This is a genomic window from Streptomyces sp. NPDC012825, from assembly GCF_042900925.1.
Classification (GTDB): Bacteria; Actinomycetota; Actinomycetes; order Streptomycetales; family Streptomycetaceae; genus Streptomyces.
Map to the genome: position 1 here is coordinate 1 of NZ_JBIBBZ010000025.1, position 17,270 is coordinate 17,270.

The window sequence follows — 17,270 nt, forward strand, 5'->3', positions numbered from 1 at the left end:
TGGGCGCGCTCGGACCCTCCCACGACCTGTGCCCGATCGGCTGCTGCCCGGCCAGGACGGAACGGCCCGCGGCGGCCGGCGCCGACAGCCCGTACGCGTAGGAGCCCCGACGCGCGGGCGAAGCCGTATGCGTGGGCGGAGCCGTACGCGCGGGTGAGGCCCGCGACCCGGACCCGCCCGTACGCGCGCGAGACCCGTGGCCCGTCCGTACGCGGGCGAGAGATCCGTGACCTGTCCGTACGCGCAAGGAGATCCCATGACCGAGGTTCCCGACCCCCTGCTCACCGAGCTGCACGACCTCGCCTTGGAGGCCGCCCGGCGGGCCGGAGCGCTGCTGCGCGACGGCCGGCCGGACGACCTGACCGTGGCGAGGACCAAGACGAGTCCCATCGACGTGGTCACCGAGATGGACATCGCCGCCGAGAAGCTGATCACCGGCTTCCTCGCCGAGCACCGCCCGCAGGACGGCCTCCTCGGCGAGGAGGGCGCCGCCAGCCCCGGCACCAGCGGCGTCCGCTGGATCGTCGACCCGCTCGACGGCACCGTGAACTACCTCTACGGCCTGCCCACCTGGGGCGTCTCGATCGCCGCCGAACGCGACGGCGAGGCCGTCGTCGGCGTGGTCGAGGCGCCGCTGCGCGGCGAGACGTACCACGCGGTCCTCGGCCGCGGCGCGTACGCCGGGGACCGGCGGCTCGCCGTCCGCACCTCGCCCCCGCTCGACCTCGCCCTGGTCGGCACCGGCTTCGCGTACGTCCAGACCCGGCGCGCCCACCAGGCCGACATCGCCCGGCAGGTGATCCCGCGCGTCCGCGACATCCGTCGCGGCGGCTCGGCCGCCCTCGACCTCTGCGACGTCGCCGCGGGCCGCCTCGACGCCTACTACGAGCGCGGCCTCAACCCCTGGGACCTCGCGGCGGGCGCGCTGATCGCCCGCGAGGCGGGCGCCCTGACCGGCGGCCGCCCCGGGGAGCCGGAGTCCGGCGACCTGGCGGTCGCGGCCTCCCCGGGCCTCTTCGCGCCCCTTCAGGAACTCCTGGAGGAGCTGGGGGCCTGGCACGACTGACCCCGGCCCCGGCGGACCGGGAGCGGACGGACGAGGGCCCCGGCGCCATGACGGCACCGGGGCCCTGCCCGGGTGTACGGCCCCACCGGTGGAAGCGGTGGAAGCGGTGGAAGCGGTGGGCGGGTCAGACGCCCGGTACGGCCACCTCCACGCCGTGCTCGGCGGCCAGGCGGTGCAGGTCCTCCAGCTCGGCCTGCTCCACCTCCGCCAGGTAGTCGTCTCCCGTCTCACGCGCCCGCGTGAGGTCCGTCTGCGTGGTCCTGATGCGGTGCAGCAGGCCTGCGGTGAAAGCGTCCATCGTGCGCCCCCTCGTCGTGGGTCGGGTGGCACGGGGGTGTGCCGAGGGTGTTCGGATCACGCGCCGCGGTCTCTGGGGGACAGAGAGCGCCGGGTGGCGTGCCACATACAGGGCGTGATCGCGGGGTGTGCAGTCGTCCTCCCCACCCCTTTCCTCAGGGAAACCTCAACTGGCCCGCGAATGAGGTGAATTCTCGGTGCCCCTCTCCGGGGCTCCGCCCGGCCCCGGGCCCGCACCCCCGCCTTACAGCCGGTTTACGCGCGTACGGGGCAGGATGGACACCCACAATCAGCTCAGGTCTCGGCCGCTCCCGTCCCGGGAGGCGGCTCCACGGGAAGGATGTACGACGTGCGCGTACTCGTCGTCGAGGACGAGCAGCTGCTCGCCGATGCGGTGGCCACCGGACTGCGCCGGGAGGCCATGGCCGTCGACGTCGTGTACGACGGCGCGGCGGCCCTGGAGCGCGTGGGGGTCAACGACTACGACGTCGTCGTCCTCGACCGCGACCTCCCCCTCGTGCACGGCGACGACGTCTGCCGCCGGATCGTCGAGCTGGGCATGCCCACCCGCGTCCTGATGCTCACCGCCTCCGGCGACGTCAGCGACCGCGTGGAGGGCCTGGAACTGGGCGCGGACGACTACCTCCCCAAGCCCTTCGCCTTCACCGAGCTCACCGCGCGCGTGCGGGCGCTCGGCCGCCGCACGACCGTGCCGCTCCCGCCCGTCCTGGAGCGCGCCGGCATCAAGCTCGACCCGAACCGCCGCGAGGTCTTCCGCGACGGCCGCGAGGTCCAGCTGGCGCCGAAGGAGTTCGCCGTCCTGGAGGTCCTCATGCGCAGCGAGGGCGCCGTCGTCTCGGCCGAGCAGCTCCTGGAGAAGGCCTGGGACGAGAACACCGACCCGTTCACCAACGTGGTCCGCGTCACCGTCATGACCCTGCGCCGCAAACTCGGCGAGCCCCCCGTCATCGTCACCGTGCCCGGCTCCGGGTACCGGATCTGAACGCGATGGCCACGACTCCCGCGCCCCACCCCCAGGCGCCCCCGAAGCCGACCTGGGACCCCAGGGACCCGGTCCGCCCGCTCCTGCGCCCGACCATCCGCATACGGCTCACCCTGCTGTACGGCGGCATGTTCCTGATCGCGGGCATCCTGCTGCTCTCGATCATCTACCTCTTCACCGCGCAGGCCCTCAGCGACAGCGTCGCCCAGCTCCCCTTCAAGGTCGTCAACGGCACGGTCCAGCCCACCACCTCCTGGTGCCGGCTGCCCGAGAACAACCCCACCGGCGACCAGCTCAACGACGCCGTCACGATCTGCCTGCGGCACCAGGGCGACCTGGCCCTGGAGGACCTGCTGCGCCGCTCGCTCTTCGCCCTGCTCGGCCTGAGCATCATCGCCTTCGCCTTCGGCTACGCCATGGCGGGACGGGTGCTCTCCCCGCTCGGCCGGATCACCCGCACCGCCCGCCAGGTGGCCGGTTCGGACCTGTCCCGGCGGATCGAGCTGGACGGCCCGGACGACGAGCTCAAGGAGCTGGCCGACACCTTCGACGAGATGCTGGAGCGCCTGGAGCGGGCCTTCACCGCCCAGCAGCGGTTCGTCGCGAACGCCTCGCACGAGCTGCGGACCCCGCTCGCGATCAACCGGACCCTCCTGGAGGTGCACCTCTCCGATCCCGGGGCACCGGTGGAGCTCCAGCAGCTCGGCAAGACCCTGCTCGCCACCAACGAGCGCAGCGAGCAGCTCGTCGAGGGCCTGCTGCTGCTCGCCCGGAGCGACAACCAGATCATCGAGCGCAAGGCCGTCGACCTCGCCGAGGTCGCCGATCGGGGCGTCGACCAGGTGCGCGCCGAGGCCGAGGGCAGGGGCGTCGAGATCCGCGGCGAGCGCGCGCCCGCCGTCGTCCAGGGCAACGGCGTCCTGCTCGAACGGATCGCGCTGAACCTGCTCCAGAACGCCGTGCGGTACAACGTGCCGGAGGACGGCTGGGTGGAGGTCACCACCGGGGTCGAGCACGGCCAGGCGGTGCTGCTCGTCTCGAACACGGGACCCGTGGTCCCCGCGTACGAGATCGACAACCTCTTCGAGCCGTTCCGGCGGCTCCGGCAGGAGCGGACCGGCAGCGACAAGGGGGTCGGCCTCGGCCTGTCGATCGCCCGGTCCGTGGCCCGCGCCCACGGCGGCCGTATCATCGCGGAGCCCCGCGAGGGCGGCGGTCTCGTGATGCGCGTCACTCTGCCGATCTGACACACTGCACGGGCCGACCGGTTCCGTTCGCTTTGCGCGGAATTCCGCGCCCCCATTCCTGAGACGCTCATGTGTGATCGATCACAGGGAGGGGTGCGTGGGCGTCCACTCTCCGTGACCGGGAAATCCCTCCGAAAACCAGGAAAAGTCCGGGTTTTCAGGACCCCGTATGACGGGAAGTACACGGGGTGGCGCCTGCAGAGGGCACCCGCGGGACCGTGTACGGTCCGGTTCGCCACCCGAAGCCGATCACTCGTGAGAGGGCGCGACGGGTGTCGATTGAGTAACAGACCTTGATGTGAGGCAAAATCTCCGCCTCAGGTCGGGCACAAGTCCGACCTCTCACGCGTTACGTGCGCTGGAGACACCGCAACCACCCAGAGGGGGAGAGCGACATGGCAACGGATTACGACACCCCACGCAAGACCGACGACGACGTCGACTCGGACAGCCTTGAGGAACTGAAGGCCCGCCGGAACGACAAGTCGACCTCGACCGTCGACGTCGACGAGTTCGAGGCCGCCGAAGGCCTGGAGCTTCCCGGCGCCGACCTCTCGAACGAGGAGCTGGCCGTCCGGGTCCTGCCCAAGCAGGCCGACGAGTTCACCTGCATGAGCTGCTTCCTCGTGCACCACCGGAGCCAGCTGGCCCGGGAGAAGAACGGTCAGCCCATCTGCCGCGACTGCGACTGAGAACGCTCGACCGTGGCAGGCGACACACCGTCCCGGAAGCGGCGTCTGCGGCTCCCCGGGAGCCCGCGGACGGACAAGGGCGGACAAGGCCCGGCAGAGGGTGCCCAGGAGGCCCCCGACGCCGAGCCCACCGCCTCCCTGCCCTCCCTCGGAGCACGTGACGACGAGCGGGGCCTGCCGGCCTCGCTCGAAGCGGTCACCGGACCCGAGGCGGCACCCCTCCCCGAGGAGACGTCCCTTCCCGAGGACGCCTCCCTCCCCGCCGAGCGGGGCACGGGACCGGACGACGGGTCGCCCGTCGAAGCACGACGGGCCGGGCGCCTCGGCGCCGTCAAACGGCTCGCCGACCCGGCGCGGAGCCGGCTCGGCAGGATGAAGATCGACTCCGATCGCGTCGACGCCGTCCGGCGCGGCGTCGCCCAGGGCGTCAAGCGCGGCGGAGACGGCGCGAAAGCGGGCATCGGCCATCTGGCCGACCGGCTGATCGACCTCGCCCCGAGGATCCCCGTCCGCGACCTGGCGACCCTTCGCAGGCAGTTCCCCGGACTCGGTCCGGAGGAGATCGCCGACAAACTCGTCACCGGCGCGGCGAACGCCTCGTCGACCGTGGGCGCGGGCATCGGCGTCGCCGCCATGCTCCCCGTACCCCCGGCCCTGCCGGCCGAGCTGGCGGCCGAGATCACCGGCGTCGCCGCCGTGGAGCTCAAGCTCATCGCCGAACTGCACGAGGTGTACGGGCTGCGTCCCCCCGGCCGGCTCACCCAGCGCTCGGCGGCCTATCTGACCTCCTGGGCCGAGGAGCGGGGCATCGACCCCACCAAGCCCACCACCGTCAACGCGGCGCTCGGCGGACAGCTCAAACGCGAACTGCGCCAGCAGATCATGAAGCGCATGGTGCGCAACCTGCCGAACCTCATGCCGTTCATGGTGGGCGCCGCCGTCGGCGCCGTCATGAACCGCCGCGACACCAAGAAGCTCGCCTCGCACATCCGCAAGGACCTGCGCGAGCGCCAGGTCCCCTGGAGCGCCCTCCCGGAGCTGCCCCCGCTGGAGCAGCCGGAGAACCCCGAGGAGCTGGGCTTCTAGCCGCCCCGGCCCCCGGCGCCGCCGTCAGCCCCCGGCGCCGGTCCGTGCGGCTTCGAGCGCGGCGGCCAGCGCCTCCGGCTCACGGCTGGACAGGTACACGTACGGCGTCGGGTCCGCCGGGTCCGTCACCTCGATCCGCACCGCCCGCGACACGTAGCCGCGCATCAGCATGAAGGCGCGCGGATCCGCCTTGTACGTGCGCCAGGCGCGCGCCTCCTCCGCGTCGAGCACCTCGGCCGCCCCCAGGGCGGAGACCGGGATCCGCGCGTCGCCCGCCACCAGCGAACCGGCCACCATCCGGATCCGGGCGGAGCCGTACGAGGAGACCGCGACCCCGGCGAGCACCGCCGCCACGATCAGACCGCCCAGCATCGGGACCGTCCCGAAGGGGAACATGATCAGACCGCCGGACAGGCCGAGCAGGCCCGCGATCACCCACCAGGAGCCGGGCGCCGTCAGCCGCTCGTCGAAGCGCGGCGCGGCCGGGACGGCGGAGGACTCGGGGGAGGGGGTCGGGGACGGTACGGAAGGCTGCATGCGTCCAAGCTTGGCACGGCGCGACCCGCGTCCGTCCGCGCGGGTAAGGTCTGCGCCTGTGACTGCAACATCTGCCGCCCTCACCCCGCCGGCCGACGCCATACCGCCGGTACGCCACCCCGACGCGCCGGCCCCCGGCGAGCTGCTCGGCTCGCACTACGGGCACTGTTTCGGGTGCGGCGGCGGGCAGCCCCACGGCCTCCACCTGGAGGCGCGGGCCGGCGAGGGCGTGACCGTCACCGCCGAGTTCACGGTGACCGCCGACCACCAGGGCGCCCCCGGCCTCGCGCACGGCGGCGTCCTCGCCACCGCGCTCGACGAGACCCTCGGCTCCCTCAACTGGCTGCTGCGGGTCATCGCCGTGACCGGACGCCTGGAGACCGACTTCCTGCGGCCCGTCCCGGTCGGCACCGTGCTCCACCTGGAGGCCGCCGTCACCGCCGTGCACGGCCGCAAGCTCTACTCGACCGCCGTCGGCCGGATCGGCGGGCCGGAAGGCCCCGTCGCCGTCCGCGCCGACGCCCTCTTCATCGAGGTCAAGGTCGACCACTTCATCGACAACGGGCGCCCGGAGGAGATCCGGGCGGCCATGTCCGACCCCGACCAGGTCAGGCGCGCCCGCGCCTTCGAGGTGAACCCCTGATGCGCAACCCCGTCGACGTACTGATCCGGCGCCTGGACCCCGAGGTCCCCGTCCCGGCCTACGGGCACCCCGGCGACGCCGGCGCCGACCTCGTGACCACGGAGGCCGCCGTGCTGGCCCCCGGCGAGCGCGCCGTCCTGCCCACCGGCGTCTCCCTGGCCCTCCCCGACGGGTACGCCGCCTTCGTGCACCCGCGCTCCGGTCTCGCGGCCCGCTGCGGAGTGGCGCTCGTGAATGCCCCGGGGACGGTGGATGCCGGGTACCGTGGAGAGATCAAGGTGATCGTGGTCAATCTCGACCCGCACGAGAGCGTGCGGTTCGAACGATTCGACCGGATTGCCCAACTCGTCGTCCAGCAGGTCGAGAAGGTGCGCTTCCACGAGGTGGCGGAACTTCCCGGTTCGGCGCGGGCCGAGGGGGGCTTCGGGTCCACCGGCGGTCACGCCGCCGTGGGCGGCACGACGGGTGGGAATCGATACGCTTCGGTCGTATCCGACCGGGAAGGACAGTGACGTGTTCGGACGTCGCAAGAAGAGCGGTGCCGCCGAGGACGCGGCGGGCGAGGCCGAGCAGGTCGTCGACGCGGCGGAGGGCGAGGACGCGGCCGGGCCGCGTCGGGTGAACCTCCCGCCCGCGCCCCGGCCCGACGGGCCCTGGGACATCTCCGAGGTCGGCAAGCCCGACGAGGGCCGCGTGGACCTCGGCGGAGTCTTCGTACCCGGCGTCGAGGGCATGGAGCTGCGGGTCGAGGTGGCGGGCGACGCGATCGTCGCGGCCACCGTCGTGCTGCGCGACAGCGCCGTACAGCTCCAGGCCTTCGCCGCCCCCAAGAACGAGGGCATCTGGGGCGAGGTCCGTGACGAGATCGCCACGGGCATCGTCCAGCAGGGCGGTGTCATCGACGAGGTCGAGGGGCCGCTGGGCTGGGAGCTGCGCGCGCAGGTCCCCGTGCAGCTGCCGGACGGCAACCGCGGCGTGCAGCTCGTGCGCTTCGTGGGCGTCGACGGGCCCCGCTGGTTCCTGCGCGGAGTGATCTCCGGACAGGGCGCGGTCCAGCCCGAGGCGGCCGGGCTCCTGGAGCAGATCGTCCGCGACACCGTGGTCGTCCGCGGTGACGGCCCGATGGCCCCGCGCGACCCGATCGTCCTCAAGCTGCCGAACGACGCGCAGATGGTGCCGGACGGCGTGCAGCAGGAGGAGCAGGAGAACTCCCGCTTCTCCGGCGGCATGGGCCAGCTCCAGCGCGGTCCGGAGATCTCCGAGATCCGCTGAGCGGCGGGCTCCGGAAGCCCGTGAACAGGGCCGGTGGGCCGTTCCCGTACCTCTCGTACGGGAACGGCCCACCGGCCTTTCGGCCTCTCCCGCCGTTGCTCCTGCCGCCCCTCCCGCCGGTTCTCCACGGGGCGCGGTCTCGCCCGGCCCCGGTCCCGCCGGTTTTCCACAGGCGCCGGACCCGGCCCTGGTCCTCCGGACCCGCGGCGGACCATACTGGCGGGCGCACACGTTCGAAGAGGGGGACGCAGGGTGAGCGAGAGCGGCACGGGGTCCGCGACGGCCGTCGTCGGGGACCCGGCGGACCGGCCCATGGTCCGCGTCGAGGACCTGCGCCGCTCGTACGGCACGGGCGAGGCCGCGGTCCACGCCCTGCGCGGCGTCTCCTTCGACATCCCGCGCGGCGAGCTCGTCGCCCTCAAGGGCCGCTCCGGCTCCGGCAAGACGACGCTGCTCAACCTCGTGGGCGGCCTCGACACCGCCGACGGCGGCCGGATCGTCATCGACGGCACCGACCTCTCCACGCTCGGCGAGAGCGGGCTCCTGGAGCTGCGCCGCGACCGGATCGGCTTCGTCTTCCAGTCCTTCGGCCTCCTCCCGATCCTCTCCGCCGCGGAGAACGTGGGCGTACCCCTGCGGCTGCGCAGGGCGGACCCGAAGGAGCGCGAGGAGCGGGTGGCCCTGCTGCTCGGACTGGTGGGCCTCGCCGACCACGCGGCCCAGCGGCCCGGCGAGCTCTCCGGCGGCCAGCAGCAGCGGGTCGCCATCGCCCGCGCCCTCGCCAACAGGCCGGCCCTCCTCATAGCCGACGAGCCGACCGGTCAGCTCGACGCGGAGACCGGGCTCGCCGTCATGCAGCTGCTGCGGGCCGTGGTCCGCGGCGAGGGCTGCACGGCCCTGGTCGCCACCCACGACCCCCAGCTCCTCGGCCTGGCGGACCGGGTCCTGGAGCTGCGCGACGGCGAGATCCTGGAAGCCTGAGGACGCCCGGGGGTCTCCGTCGATCGGGCATCAGGATCACGTCAATACGGCCCCCGGCCGTTCTCCGCGTGCGGGACGCCCGATCGGCTGGACGTATGGTCGATCCATGGGACGCGGCAAGCTACGCATCTACCTCGGCGCTGCGCCGGGCGTCGGCAAGACCTACGCGATGCTCTCCGAGGGCCACCGCCGGGTGGAGCGCGGCACGGACTGCGTGGTGGCGTTCGTCGAGACCCACGGACGCCCGCGCACGGAGACGATGCTGCGCGGCCTGGAGCAGGTCCCGCGCCGCACCCTGGAACACCCGGGGGCCGCCCTCACCGAGATGGACGTCGACGCGGTCCTGGCCCGCCGCCCCGCGGTCGCCCTCGTCGACGAGCTCGCCCACACGAACGCGCCCGGCTCCCGCAACCCCAAGCGGTGGCAGGACGTCGCCGAACTGCTCGCGGCCGGCGTCGACGTCGTCTCCACCGTCAACATCCAGCACCTGGAGTCGCTCGGCGACGTCGTCGAGGCGATCACGGGCGTGCGCCAGCGGGAGACCGTCCCCGACGAGGTCGTGCGCCGGGCGGACCAGATCGAACTGGTCGACATGAGCCCGGAGGCGCTGCGGCGCCGGATGGCCCACGGCAACGTCTACACCCCGGACGAGGTCGACGCGGCCCTCTCCAACTACTTCCGCCCCGGCAACCTCACCGCCCTGCGCGAACTGGCGCTGCTCTGGACCGCCGACCGGGTCGACGAGTACCTCCGCAAGTACCGGGGCGAGCACAACATCCGCTCCACCTGGCAGGCCCGGGAACGCATCGTCGTCGGCCTGACCGGCGGACCCGAGGGCCGCACCCTCATACGCCGGGCCACCCGCCTCGCCGAGAAGGGCGCCGGGGGCGAGGTCCTCGCCGTCTACATCGCCCGCAGCGACGGACTCACCGCGGCCTCCCCGAAGGAACTGGCCGTCCAGCGCACCCTCGTCGAAGACCTCGGCGGAACGTTCCACCACGTCATCGGCGACGACATCCCCACCGCGCTCCTGGAGTTCGCCCGCGGCGTCAACGCCACCCAGATCGTCCTCGGCTCCAGCCGCCGCCGGTCCTGGCAGTACATCCTCGGCCCCGGCGTCGGCCAGACCGTCGCCCGCGACTCCGGGCCCGACCTGGACGTCCACATCGTCACCCACGGCGAGGTCGCCAAGGGACGCGGCCTGCCGGTCGCGCGCGGCGCCCGCCTCGGCCGCTCCCGGATCCTCGCCGCCTGGACGGTCGGCGTCGCGGGACCCGCCTGCCTCGCCCTGCTCCTCACCCACGTCGACGCCGACCTCGGCCTCGCCAACGACATGCTGCTCTTCCTCGCCCTGACGGTGGCCTCCGCGCTGCTCGGCGGGTTCCTGCCGGCGCTCGCCTCGGCCGCCGCCGGTTCGCTCCTCCTCAACTGGTTCTTCACCCCTCCCGTCCACCGGCTGACCATCGCCGACCCCAAGAACATCGTCGCCCTCGCCGTCTTCCTCGGCGTCGCGATGTCGGTCGCCTCGGTGGTCGACCTGGCCGCCCGCCGCACCCACCAGGCCGCCCGGCTCCGCGCGGAGTCCGAGGTCCTCTCCCACCTCGCGGGCAGCGTGCTGCGCGGCGAGACCAGCCTGGACGCCCTCCTCGAACGGGTCCGCGAGACCTTCTCCATGGAGTCGGTCGCCCTCCTGGAGCGCGAGGACGAGGTCGAGCCGTGGACGCCCGTCGCGAGCGTCGGCCCCCATCCGGCGGTCCGGCCGGAGGAGGCGGACGCCGACATGCCGGTCGGGGACCGCCTGGCGCTCGCCCTGTCCGGCCGGGTGCTGCCCGCCGAGGACCGGCGGGTCCTCGGCGCCTTCGCCGCCCAGGCCGCCGTCGTCCTCGACCGGCAGCGGCTCGTCGGCGAGGCGGAGGAGGCGCGGAAGCTGGCCGAGGGCAACAAGATCCGCACCTCCCTGCTCGCCGCCGTCAGCCACGACCTGCGGACCCCGCTCGCGAGCATCAAGGCCTCCGTCTCCTCCCTCCGCTCCGACGACGTCGAGTGGTCCGAACAGGACCGGGCCGAACTCCTGGAGGGCATCGAGGCCGGCGCCGACCGCCTCGACCACCTCGTCGGCAACCTCCTCGACATGTCCCGCCTGCGGACCGGCTCCGTCGCCCCCCTCATGCGGGTCGTCGACCTCGACGAGGTCGTCCCCATGGCCCTCGGAGGCGTGCCGGACGGCAGCGCCGAGCTCGACATACCCGAGACGCTGCCCATGGTCGAGGTCGACAAGGGCCTCCTGGAGCGGGCCGTCGCCAACATCGTGGAGAACGCCGTGAAGTACAGCCCCGGGGGCGTGCCCGTCGCCGTCGCCGCCAGCACCCTGGGGGACCGGGTCGAGCTGCGGGTCGTGGACCGCGGCCCCGGCGTCCCCGACACGGCCAAGGACGGCATCTTCGAACCCTTCCAGCGCTTCGGCGACGCCCCGCGCGGCTCCGGAGTCGGCCTCGGCCTCGCCGTGGCCCGCGGTTTCGTCGAGGCGATGGGCGGGACCCTCGGCGCCGAGGACACCCCGGGCGGCGGCCTCACCATGGTCCTCACCCTGCCGGCCGCGCGGGGCGGACCCCCGGCACCGGCCGCCGACCTGCCGGCCCACGCGGTGACCTGAGCCGCGCCCCACCCCGTACACCCCCTCCCGCTGCTCCGCACCAGTCCGCCCGTACGGCGGCCGAAAAGGAAGGCACTCCTCCATGACCCGGGTCCTCGTGGTCGACGACGAGCCGCAGATCGTCCGCGCCCTGGTGATCAACCTCAAGGCGCGGAAGTACGAGGTCGACTCCGCCCCCGACGGCGCCACCGCCCTCCGCCTCGCCGCCGACCGGCACCCCGACGTCGTCGTCCTCGACCTCGGCCTGCCCGACATGGACGGCGTCGAGGTCATCAGGGGCCTGCGCGGCTGGACGCGGGTGCCGATCCTGGTCCTCTCGGCCCGCCAGACCTCCGACGAGAAGGTCGAGGCCCTCGACGCGGGCGCCGACGACTACGTCACCAAGCCCTTCGGCATGGACGAACTGCTCGCCCGGCTGCGCGCCGCCGTGCGCCGGAACGAGCCGGTCGGTGTCCCCGAGGGCGGGGCCGCCCTCGTCGAGGCCGAGGCCTTCACCGTCGACCTGGCGGCGAAGAAGGTCCACCGCGACGGCCGGGACGTCCGGCTCACCCCCACCGAGTGGCACCTCCTCGAAGTCCTCGTCCGCAACGGCGGCCGCCTGGTCGGCCAGAAGCAGCTCCTCCAGGAGGTCTGGGGACCCTCGTACGGCACCGAGACCAACTACCTCCGGGTGTACATGGCGCAGCTGCGCCGCAAGCTGGAGCGCGACCCGTCCCACCCGCGCCACTTCGTCACCGAACCGGGCATGGGGTACCGCTTCGAACGGTGAACGGAGGGGCGCCCCGGGCCCGCCTCCCGTGACAGCGGCGGCCGGTACGCTTTCTGTATGAGTGCTGCACCGCGTACAGAGAAGCCGGCCGGCAGATTCCGCCGGATGATCGACCGGCTCTCCTCCTCCCCCGAGGACCTGGAGTCCGAGGAGCTCCAGGAGGACGCCCAGGCGTCGGGGTGCACGCGAATCTGCGACTGCTCCGACCGCCAGATAGTCAAGGTGACTGGTACCTTGCGCACGGTCACGCTGCGCCCCCGGGCCGGTGTGCCCGCGCTCGAGGCCGAGCTCTTCGACGGCACGGCGCCGCTCGACGTCGTCTGGCTCGGCCGCCGCTCCATCGTGGGCATCGAGCCGGGCCGCAAGCTGATCGCCTCCGGCCGGATCTCCATGAGCCACGGCCGGCGGGTCCTCTTCAACCCCAAATACGAGCTCCGACCGCTCGGACAGGAGTAGCCGGTGACGTCCCTCGACAAGCCGACCAGCACGGACCAGGACGCCCAGGACGCCCGCGCCTCGAAGGAGGTCACCGAGGCCGCCCTGTTCGAGGCGTTCGGCGGCCTGCGGGGCATGGTCGAGACGGTCCTGCCCGGTCTGCTCTTCGTCACGATCTTCACGATCAACAAGGACCTGAAGAGCTCGGCGATCGCCGCGCTCGGGGTCTCGCTGGCCCTCGTCGCCGTCCGCCTGATCCGCCGCGACACCGTCAAGCACGCCTTCAGCGGCGTCTTCGGCGTCGCCTTCGGCGTGGTCTTCGCGATGATGACGGGCAACGCCAAGGACTTCTACCTGCCGGGCATGCTGTACACGCTCGGCCTCGCCCTCGCGTACATCGTCACCGCGATCGCCGGAGTCCCCCTGATCGGCCTGATCCTCGGCCCGGTCTTCAAGGAGAACCTCTCCTGGCGCACCCGCAACCCGGGCCGCAAGAAGGCGTACACGAAGGCGAGCCTGGCCTGGGGCCTGATCCTGCTCGGCAAGTGCGCGGTCCTCTTCCCGCTGTACTGGTGGGCCGACCCGACCCGGTTCGGCTGGGTCTCGGTCGCCCTGAAGATCCCGCCGTTCCTGCTCGCGGTCTACCTCACCTGGGTGTTCCTGGCGAAGGCCCCGCCGCCGATCGACGTCTTCGCCGAGATGGAGGCGGAGGAGCGCGCGGAGAAGGCCCGCAAGGAAGCGGCCGCGGCCGAGGGCCGGCCGGAGATCTAGGACCCGCCTCCGGCGCACGTACCCCGCGTACAGCCCGTACGCCGCGTACAGCCCGTACACGGGGAAGGGCCCGGACCTGACGAACAGGTCCGGGCCCTTCCCCGTACGGCATACGGCGTACGGCGTGCGACAAGCGGCCGTCAGGGCGTCTCGCGCCGCACCTGGAGCAGGTCCTCCAGCTGCTCCTCGCGCGCCTGCGCGGCCACGAACAGCAGCTCGTCACCGGCCTCCAGAGTCTCCTCCGGGCTCGGCGTGAGCACCCGCGAGCCGCGGATGATCGTCACGAGCGAGGTGTCCTGCGGCCAGTCCACGTCCCCGACCGAGGTGCCGGCGACGGCCGACTCCGGCGGGAGCGTCAGCTCGACCAGGTTCGCGTCGCCGTGGCTGAAGCGCAGCAGCCGGACCAGGTCGCCGACGCTCACCGCCTCCTCCACCAGGGCCGACATCAGACGCGGCGTCGAGACGGCCACGTCCACGCCCCACGCCTCGTTGAACAGCCACTCGTTCTTCGGGTTGTTCACCCGGGCGACCACCCGCGGCACGCCGTACTCGGTCTTGGCGAGCAGCGAGACGACCAGGTTCACCTTGTCGTCGCCGGTCGCCGCGATCACCACGTTGCAGCGCTGGAGCGCCGCCTCGTCCAGGGAGGTGATCTCGCAGGCGTCGGCGAGCAGCCACTCCGCCTGCGGCACCCGCTCCACCGAGATGGCGGTCGGCGCCTTGTCGACGAGGAGGACCTCGTGCCCGTTCTCCAGGAGCTCGCCCGCGATGGAACGGCCCACCGCGCCCGCGCCCGCAATGGCGACACGCATCAGTGACCACCCTCCTCGGGGCCCTCGGCGAAGGCCTCCTCGACCTTCGCGATCTCGTCCGTACGCATCATCACGTGCACCAGGTCACCCTCCTGGAGCACCGTCTGCGACGAGGGGATGACGGCCTCGCCGAGCCGGGTCAGGAACGCGACGCGCACGCCCGTCTCGTCCTGGAGCCGGCTGATCTTGTGGCCGATCCAGGCCGGCGAGGTGTGCACCTCGGCGAGCTGCACCCCGCCGCTCGGGTCCGTCCACAGGGGCTCGGCGCCCGAGGGCAGCAGCCGCCGCAGCATCTGGTCGGCGGTCCAGCGGACCGTCGCGACCGTCGGGATGCCCAGACGCTGGTAGACCTCGGCACGGCGCGGGTCGTAGATCCGCGCCGCCACGTTCTCGATGCCGAACATCTCGCGCGCGACCCGCGCCGCGATGATGTTCGAGTTGTCGCCGCTGCTCACCGCGGCGAAGGCACCGGCGTCCTCGATCCCGGCCTCGCGCAGCGTGTCCTGGTCGAACCCCACGCCCGTGACGCGCCGACCGCCGAAACCCGACCCCAGGCGGCGGAAAGCCGTCGGGTCCTGGTCCACGACCGCGACCGTGTGCCCCTGCTGTTCGAGGGTCTGCGCGAGAGCGGCTCCCACTCGCCCGCAGCCCATGATGACGATGTGCACGTCCCCTTACCCCGCACTCCTGATCGCCCTGCTGACCTGCGAAAACAACCTGCTCACAACTTTCCTCGCCCGCTCCGCCCGGGCCGCGGCGGGCGACGCCCTGCCGGGTCGCCCGCTCCGAGCTTAAGCGGCAACGCCGACGGGGACCGCATCCGAGGGGTCGGCGGAAAGATTCCGTATGGATAGGGGGTCGTGGTGAACTTGGCTCTTTTCGAACGCTTACGATCCTCTCCGTGTCCAAACTGACCGACGTGCCCAAACGGATCCTGATCGGGCGGGCCCTGCGCAGCGACAAGCTCGGCGAGACCCTCCTCTCGAAGCGGATCGCCCTCCCCGTCTTCGCCTCCGACCCGCTCTCCTCGGTGGCGTACGCGCCCGGCGAGGTACTGCTCGTCCTCTCCGTAGCCGGTCTGTCGGCCTACCACTTCAGCCCCTGGATCGCGCTCGCGGTCGTCGTCCTGATGTTCACGGTCGTCGCCTCCTACCGGCAGAACGTGCACGCCTACCCGAGCGGCGGCGGCGACTACGAGGTCGCCACCACCAACCTCGGGCCGAAGGCCGGGCTCACCGTGGCGAGCGCCCTGCTCGTCGACTACGTCCTGACCGTCGCCGTCTCGATCTCCTCGGGCATCGAGAACCTCGGCTCGGCGGTCCCCTTCGTCGTCGAGCACAAGGTCGTCTCCGCGATCGCGGTCATCGTGCTGCTCACCCTGATGAACCTGCGCGGGGTGAAGGAATCAGGCACCCTCTTCGCCATCCCGACGTACGTCTTCGTCACCGGCGTCTTCCTGATGATCGCCTGGGGCGCCTACCGGGGCATCGTCCTCGGCGACACGATGAAGGCCCCCACCGCCGACTTCGAGATCAAACCCGAGCACCAGGGCCTGGCCGGCTTCGCCCTCGTCTTCCTGCTGCTGCGCGCCTTCTCCTCCGGCTGCGCCGCGCTCACCGGCGTCGAGGCCATCTCCAACGGCGTCCCCGCCTTCCGCAAGCCCAAGTCGAGGAACGCCGCCACCACGCTCGCCCTCATGGGCGGCCTGGCCGTCACCATGTTCTGCGGCATCATCTTCCTGGCCATGGCCACCGACGTGCGGATGGCCGAGAAGCCCGCCCACGACCTGATCCACAACGGCGTCCCGGTCGGCCCGGACTACGTCCAGGACCCGGTCATCTCGCAGGTCGCGGCCGCCGTCTTCGGCGACGGGACGTTCTTCTTCGTCGTCCTGGCCGCCGCCACCGCGCTCGTCCTCTTCCTGGCCGCGAACACCGCGTACAACGGCTTCCCGCTCCTCGGCTCGATCCTCGCCCAGGACCGCTACCTGCCGCGCCAGCTCCACACCCGCGGCGACCGCCTCGCCTTCTCCAACGGCATCGTGCTCCTCGCCGGCGCCGCCATCCTCCTCGTCTGGCTCTACGGGGCCGACTCGACCCGGCTGATCCAGCTCTACATCGTCGGCGTCTTCGTCTCCTTCACCCTCAGCCAGATCGGCATGGTCCGGCACTGGAACCGGCACCTGAGGACCGAGCGGGAACCCGCCAAGCGCCGGCACATGATCCGCTCCCGCGCGATCAACGCCTTCGGCGCCTTCTTCACCGGCCTGGTCCTGGTCGTCGTCCTCGCCACCAAGTTCACCCACGGCGCCTGGGTCGCCCTGCTCGGCATGGTGATCTTCTACGGAACGATGACCGCGATCCGCAGGCACTACGACTCGGTGGCCGCGGAGATCGCCGCCGCGGAGGAGCGGCCCGACGAGTACGTGCGCCCCTCCCGGGTCCGCTCCATCGTCCTCGTCTCCAAGCTCCACAAGCCCACCCTGCGCGCCCTGGCCTACGCCAAGCTCATGCACGCGAGCGAGCTGGAGGCGCTGACCGTCAACGTCGACCCGGTCGAGACGAAGGCGCTCAAGGAGGAGTGGGAGCGGCGCGGCATCAACGTCCCGCTCAAGATCCTCGACTCGCCGTACCGCGAGATCACCCGCCCGGTGATCGAGTACGTGAAGAGCCTGCGCCGCGAGAGCCCGCGCGACGCCGTCTCCGTCTACATCCCCGAGTACGTCGTCGGCCACTGGTACGAGCACCTGCTGCACAACCAGAGCGCCCTGCGTCTCAAGGGCCGCCTCCTCTTCACGCCGGGCGTGATGGTGACCTCGGTCCCGTACCAGCTCCAGTCCTCCGAGGTCGCGCGGAAGCGGGCCAGGAAGCGCCAGGAGTGGAACGCGCCGGGCGCGGTCCGCCGGGGCCCCGTGGAGAAGGGCCACAAGGAACCGGCAGGAAAGAACACCTAGACCGACCGGAAAGAACAACCGAAAAAGACCAACTAGACTGGTGGGCTGCCGTC

18 protein-coding genes are annotated in these 17,270 nt (G+C 72.3%); 14 read left to right on the top strand and 4 right to left on the bottom strand.

Features of this window, described 5'->3' with window-relative positions:
• Positions 1–256 precede the first annotated feature (256 nt).
• Positions 257–1,066, top strand: coding sequence for an inositol monophosphatase family protein (locus ACFY7E_RS30310; RefSeq protein ID WP_389490440.1), 810 nt, complete (start codon positions 257–259; stop codon positions 1,064–1,066).
• A 124-nt stretch (positions 1,067–1,190) separates the two neighbouring features.
• On the opposite strand, the gene ACFY7E_RS30315 is transcribed toward ACFY7E_RS30310, so the two are convergent.
• Positions 1,191–1,364, bottom strand: a complete 174-nt coding sequence (locus ACFY7E_RS30315) for a hypothetical protein (RefSeq protein WP_167346881.1) — start codon at positions 1,362–1,364, stop codon at positions 1,191–1,193.
• Positions 1,365–1,712: 348 nt separating this feature from the next.
• Between ACFY7E_RS30315 and ACFY7E_RS30320 the strand changes: the two genes are divergently transcribed.
• The 4 genes from ACFY7E_RS30320 to ACFY7E_RS30335 all read left to right on the top strand — a co-directional run bounded on the left by ACFY7E_RS30320 (position 1,713) and on the right by ACFY7E_RS30335 (position 5,391).
• Entirely contained in the window at positions 1,713–2,366 is a 654-nt protein-coding gene (locus ACFY7E_RS30320; RefSeq protein WP_030211224.1) for a response regulator transcription factor, read from the top strand.
• A gap of 5 nt (positions 2,367–2,371) precedes the next feature.
• Positions 2,372–3,613: a sensor histidine kinase gene (locus tag ACFY7E_RS30325; RefSeq protein ID WP_383444333.1), complete on the top strand. Its 1,242-nt coding sequence runs from the start codon at positions 2,372–2,374 to the stop codon at positions 3,611–3,613.
• Positions 3,614–4,008: 395 nt separating this feature from the next.
• Positions 4,009–4,305: a DUF4193 domain-containing protein gene (locus tag ACFY7E_RS30330; RefSeq protein ID WP_003955561.1), complete on the top strand. Its 297-nt coding sequence runs from the start codon at positions 4,009–4,011 to the stop codon at positions 4,303–4,305.
• A 12-nt stretch (positions 4,306–4,317) separates the two neighbouring features.
• A complete protein-coding gene (locus ACFY7E_RS30335) occupies positions 4,318–5,391 on the top strand; it encodes a hypothetical protein (protein WP_389490442.1) in 1,074 nt (357 codons plus the stop codon).
• A 24-nt stretch (positions 5,392–5,415) separates the two neighbouring features.
• Here the strand turns inward: ACFY7E_RS30335 and ACFY7E_RS30340 are convergent, their stop codons facing one another.
• On the bottom strand, positions 5,416–5,928 hold the full coding sequence (locus tag ACFY7E_RS30340; RefSeq protein WP_389490445.1) for a DUF3093 domain-containing protein: 513 nt from the start codon (positions 5,926–5,928) through the stop codon (positions 5,416–5,418).
• Between the two features lie 58 nt (positions 5,929–5,986).
• On the opposite strand from ACFY7E_RS30340, the gene ACFY7E_RS30345 reads away from it, so the two are divergent.
• The 8 genes from ACFY7E_RS30345 (at position 5,987) to ACFY7E_RS30380 (ending at position 13,452) form a co-directional block, all read left to right on the top strand.
• Complete coding sequence (locus tag ACFY7E_RS30345) at positions 5,987–6,571, top strand: PaaI family thioesterase (RefSeq protein ID WP_030211231.1); 585 nt, start codon at positions 5,987–5,989, stop codon at positions 6,569–6,571.
• Positions 6,571–7,083, top strand: a complete 513-nt coding sequence (dut, locus tag ACFY7E_RS30350; RefSeq protein ID WP_383444323.1) for a dUTP diphosphatase — start codon at positions 6,571–6,573, stop codon at positions 7,081–7,083. The genes ACFY7E_RS30345 and dut overlap by 1 nt, the downstream gene beginning before the upstream one ends.
• 1 nt (position 7,084) lies before the next feature.
• Positions 7,085–7,843 carry a DUF3710 domain-containing protein gene (locus ACFY7E_RS30355; RefSeq protein ID WP_389490448.1) on the top strand — a complete coding sequence of 253 codons (759 nt, stop codon included), beginning with the start codon at positions 7,085–7,087 and terminating at the stop codon, positions 7,841–7,843.
• 252 nt (positions 7,844–8,095) lie between these two features.
• Positions 8,096–8,824, top strand: coding sequence for an ABC transporter ATP-binding protein (locus ACFY7E_RS30360; protein WP_389490450.1), 729 nt, complete (start codon positions 8,096–8,098; stop codon positions 8,822–8,824).
• 106 nt (positions 8,825–8,930) lie between these two features.
• The gene (locus ACFY7E_RS30365) at positions 8,931–11,477 is read left to right on the top strand and encodes a DUF4118 domain-containing protein (protein WP_389490452.1); all 2,547 of its coding nucleotides are present in this window, start codon (positions 8,931–8,933) and stop codon (positions 11,475–11,477) included.
• Between the two features lie 82 nt (positions 11,478–11,559).
• A complete protein-coding gene (locus tag ACFY7E_RS30370) occupies positions 11,560–12,246 on the top strand; it encodes a response regulator (RefSeq protein WP_383440236.1) in 687 nt (228 codons plus the stop codon).
• 57 nt (positions 12,247–12,303) lie between these two features.
• Positions 12,304–12,702, top strand: coding sequence for an OB-fold nucleic acid binding domain-containing protein (locus tag ACFY7E_RS30375; protein ID WP_383440238.1), 399 nt, complete (start codon positions 12,304–12,306; stop codon positions 12,700–12,702).
• 3 nt (positions 12,703–12,705) lie between these two features.
• Positions 12,706–13,452, top strand: coding sequence for a DUF3159 domain-containing protein (locus ACFY7E_RS30380; RefSeq protein WP_389490455.1), 747 nt, complete (start codon positions 12,706–12,708; stop codon positions 13,450–13,452).
• Positions 13,453–13,592: 140 nt separating this feature from the next.
• Here the strand turns inward: ACFY7E_RS30380 and ACFY7E_RS30385 are convergent, their stop codons facing one another.
• Together ACFY7E_RS30385 and ACFY7E_RS30390 are read right to left on the bottom strand one after the other, a co-directional pair.
• Complete coding sequence (locus ACFY7E_RS30385) at positions 13,593–14,264, bottom strand: TrkA family potassium uptake protein (protein ID WP_030211251.1); 672 nt, start codon at positions 14,262–14,264, stop codon at positions 13,593–13,595.
• On the bottom strand, positions 14,264–14,932 hold the full coding sequence (locus ACFY7E_RS30390) for a TrkA family potassium uptake protein (protein ID WP_030211255.1): 669 nt from the start codon (positions 14,930–14,932) through the stop codon (positions 14,264–14,266). The genes ACFY7E_RS30385 and ACFY7E_RS30390 overlap by 1 nt, the downstream gene beginning before the upstream one ends.
• Positions 14,933–15,165: 233 nt before the next feature.
• On the opposite strand from ACFY7E_RS30390, the gene ACFY7E_RS30395 reads away from it, so the two are divergent.
• Positions 15,166–17,217: an APC family permease gene (locus tag ACFY7E_RS30395; protein ID WP_383440241.1), complete on the top strand. Its 2,052-nt coding sequence runs from the start codon at positions 15,166–15,168 to the stop codon at positions 17,215–17,217.
• Positions 17,218–17,270: the final 53 nt, after the last annotated feature.

What these genes read in the sequence shown, in the direction of transcription:
- ACFY7E_RS30310 (WP_389490440.1), top strand. Translation starts at nt 257, where the DNA reads ATGACCGAGGTTCCCGACCCCCTGCTCACCGAGCTGCACGACCTCGCC.
- ACFY7E_RS30315 (WP_167346881.1), bottom strand. Translation starts at nt 1,364, where the DNA reads ATGGACGCTTTCACCGCAGGCCTGCTGCACCGCATCAGGACCACGCAG.
- ACFY7E_RS30325 (WP_383444333.1), top strand. Translation starts at nt 2,372, where the DNA reads ATGGCCACGACTCCCGCGCCCCACCCCCAGGCGCCCCCGAAGCCGACC.
- ACFY7E_RS30330 (WP_003955561.1), top strand. Translation starts at nt 4,009, where the DNA reads ATGGCAACGGATTACGACACCCCACGCAAGACCGACGACGACGTCGAC.
- ACFY7E_RS30340 (WP_389490445.1), bottom strand. Translation starts at nt 5,928, where the DNA reads ATGCAGCCTTCCGTACCGTCCCCGACCCCCTCCCCCGAGTCCTCCGCC.
- dut (WP_383444323.1), top strand. Translation starts at nt 6,571, where the DNA reads ATGCGCAACCCCGTCGACGTACTGATCCGGCGCCTGGACCCCGAGGTC.
- ACFY7E_RS30365 (WP_389490452.1), top strand. Translation starts at nt 8,931, where the DNA reads ATGGGACGCGGCAAGCTACGCATCTACCTCGGCGCTGCGCCGGGCGTC.
- ACFY7E_RS30370 (WP_383440236.1), top strand. Translation starts at nt 11,560, where the DNA reads ATGACCCGGGTCCTCGTGGTCGACGACGAGCCGCAGATCGTCCGCGCC.
- ACFY7E_RS30375 (WP_383440238.1), top strand. Translation starts at nt 12,304, where the DNA reads ATGAGTGCTGCACCGCGTACAGAGAAGCCGGCCGGCAGATTCCGCCGG.
- ACFY7E_RS30385 (WP_030211251.1), bottom strand. Translation starts at nt 14,264, where the DNA reads ATGCGTGTCGCCATTGCGGGCGCGGGCGCGGTGGGCCGTTCCATCGCG.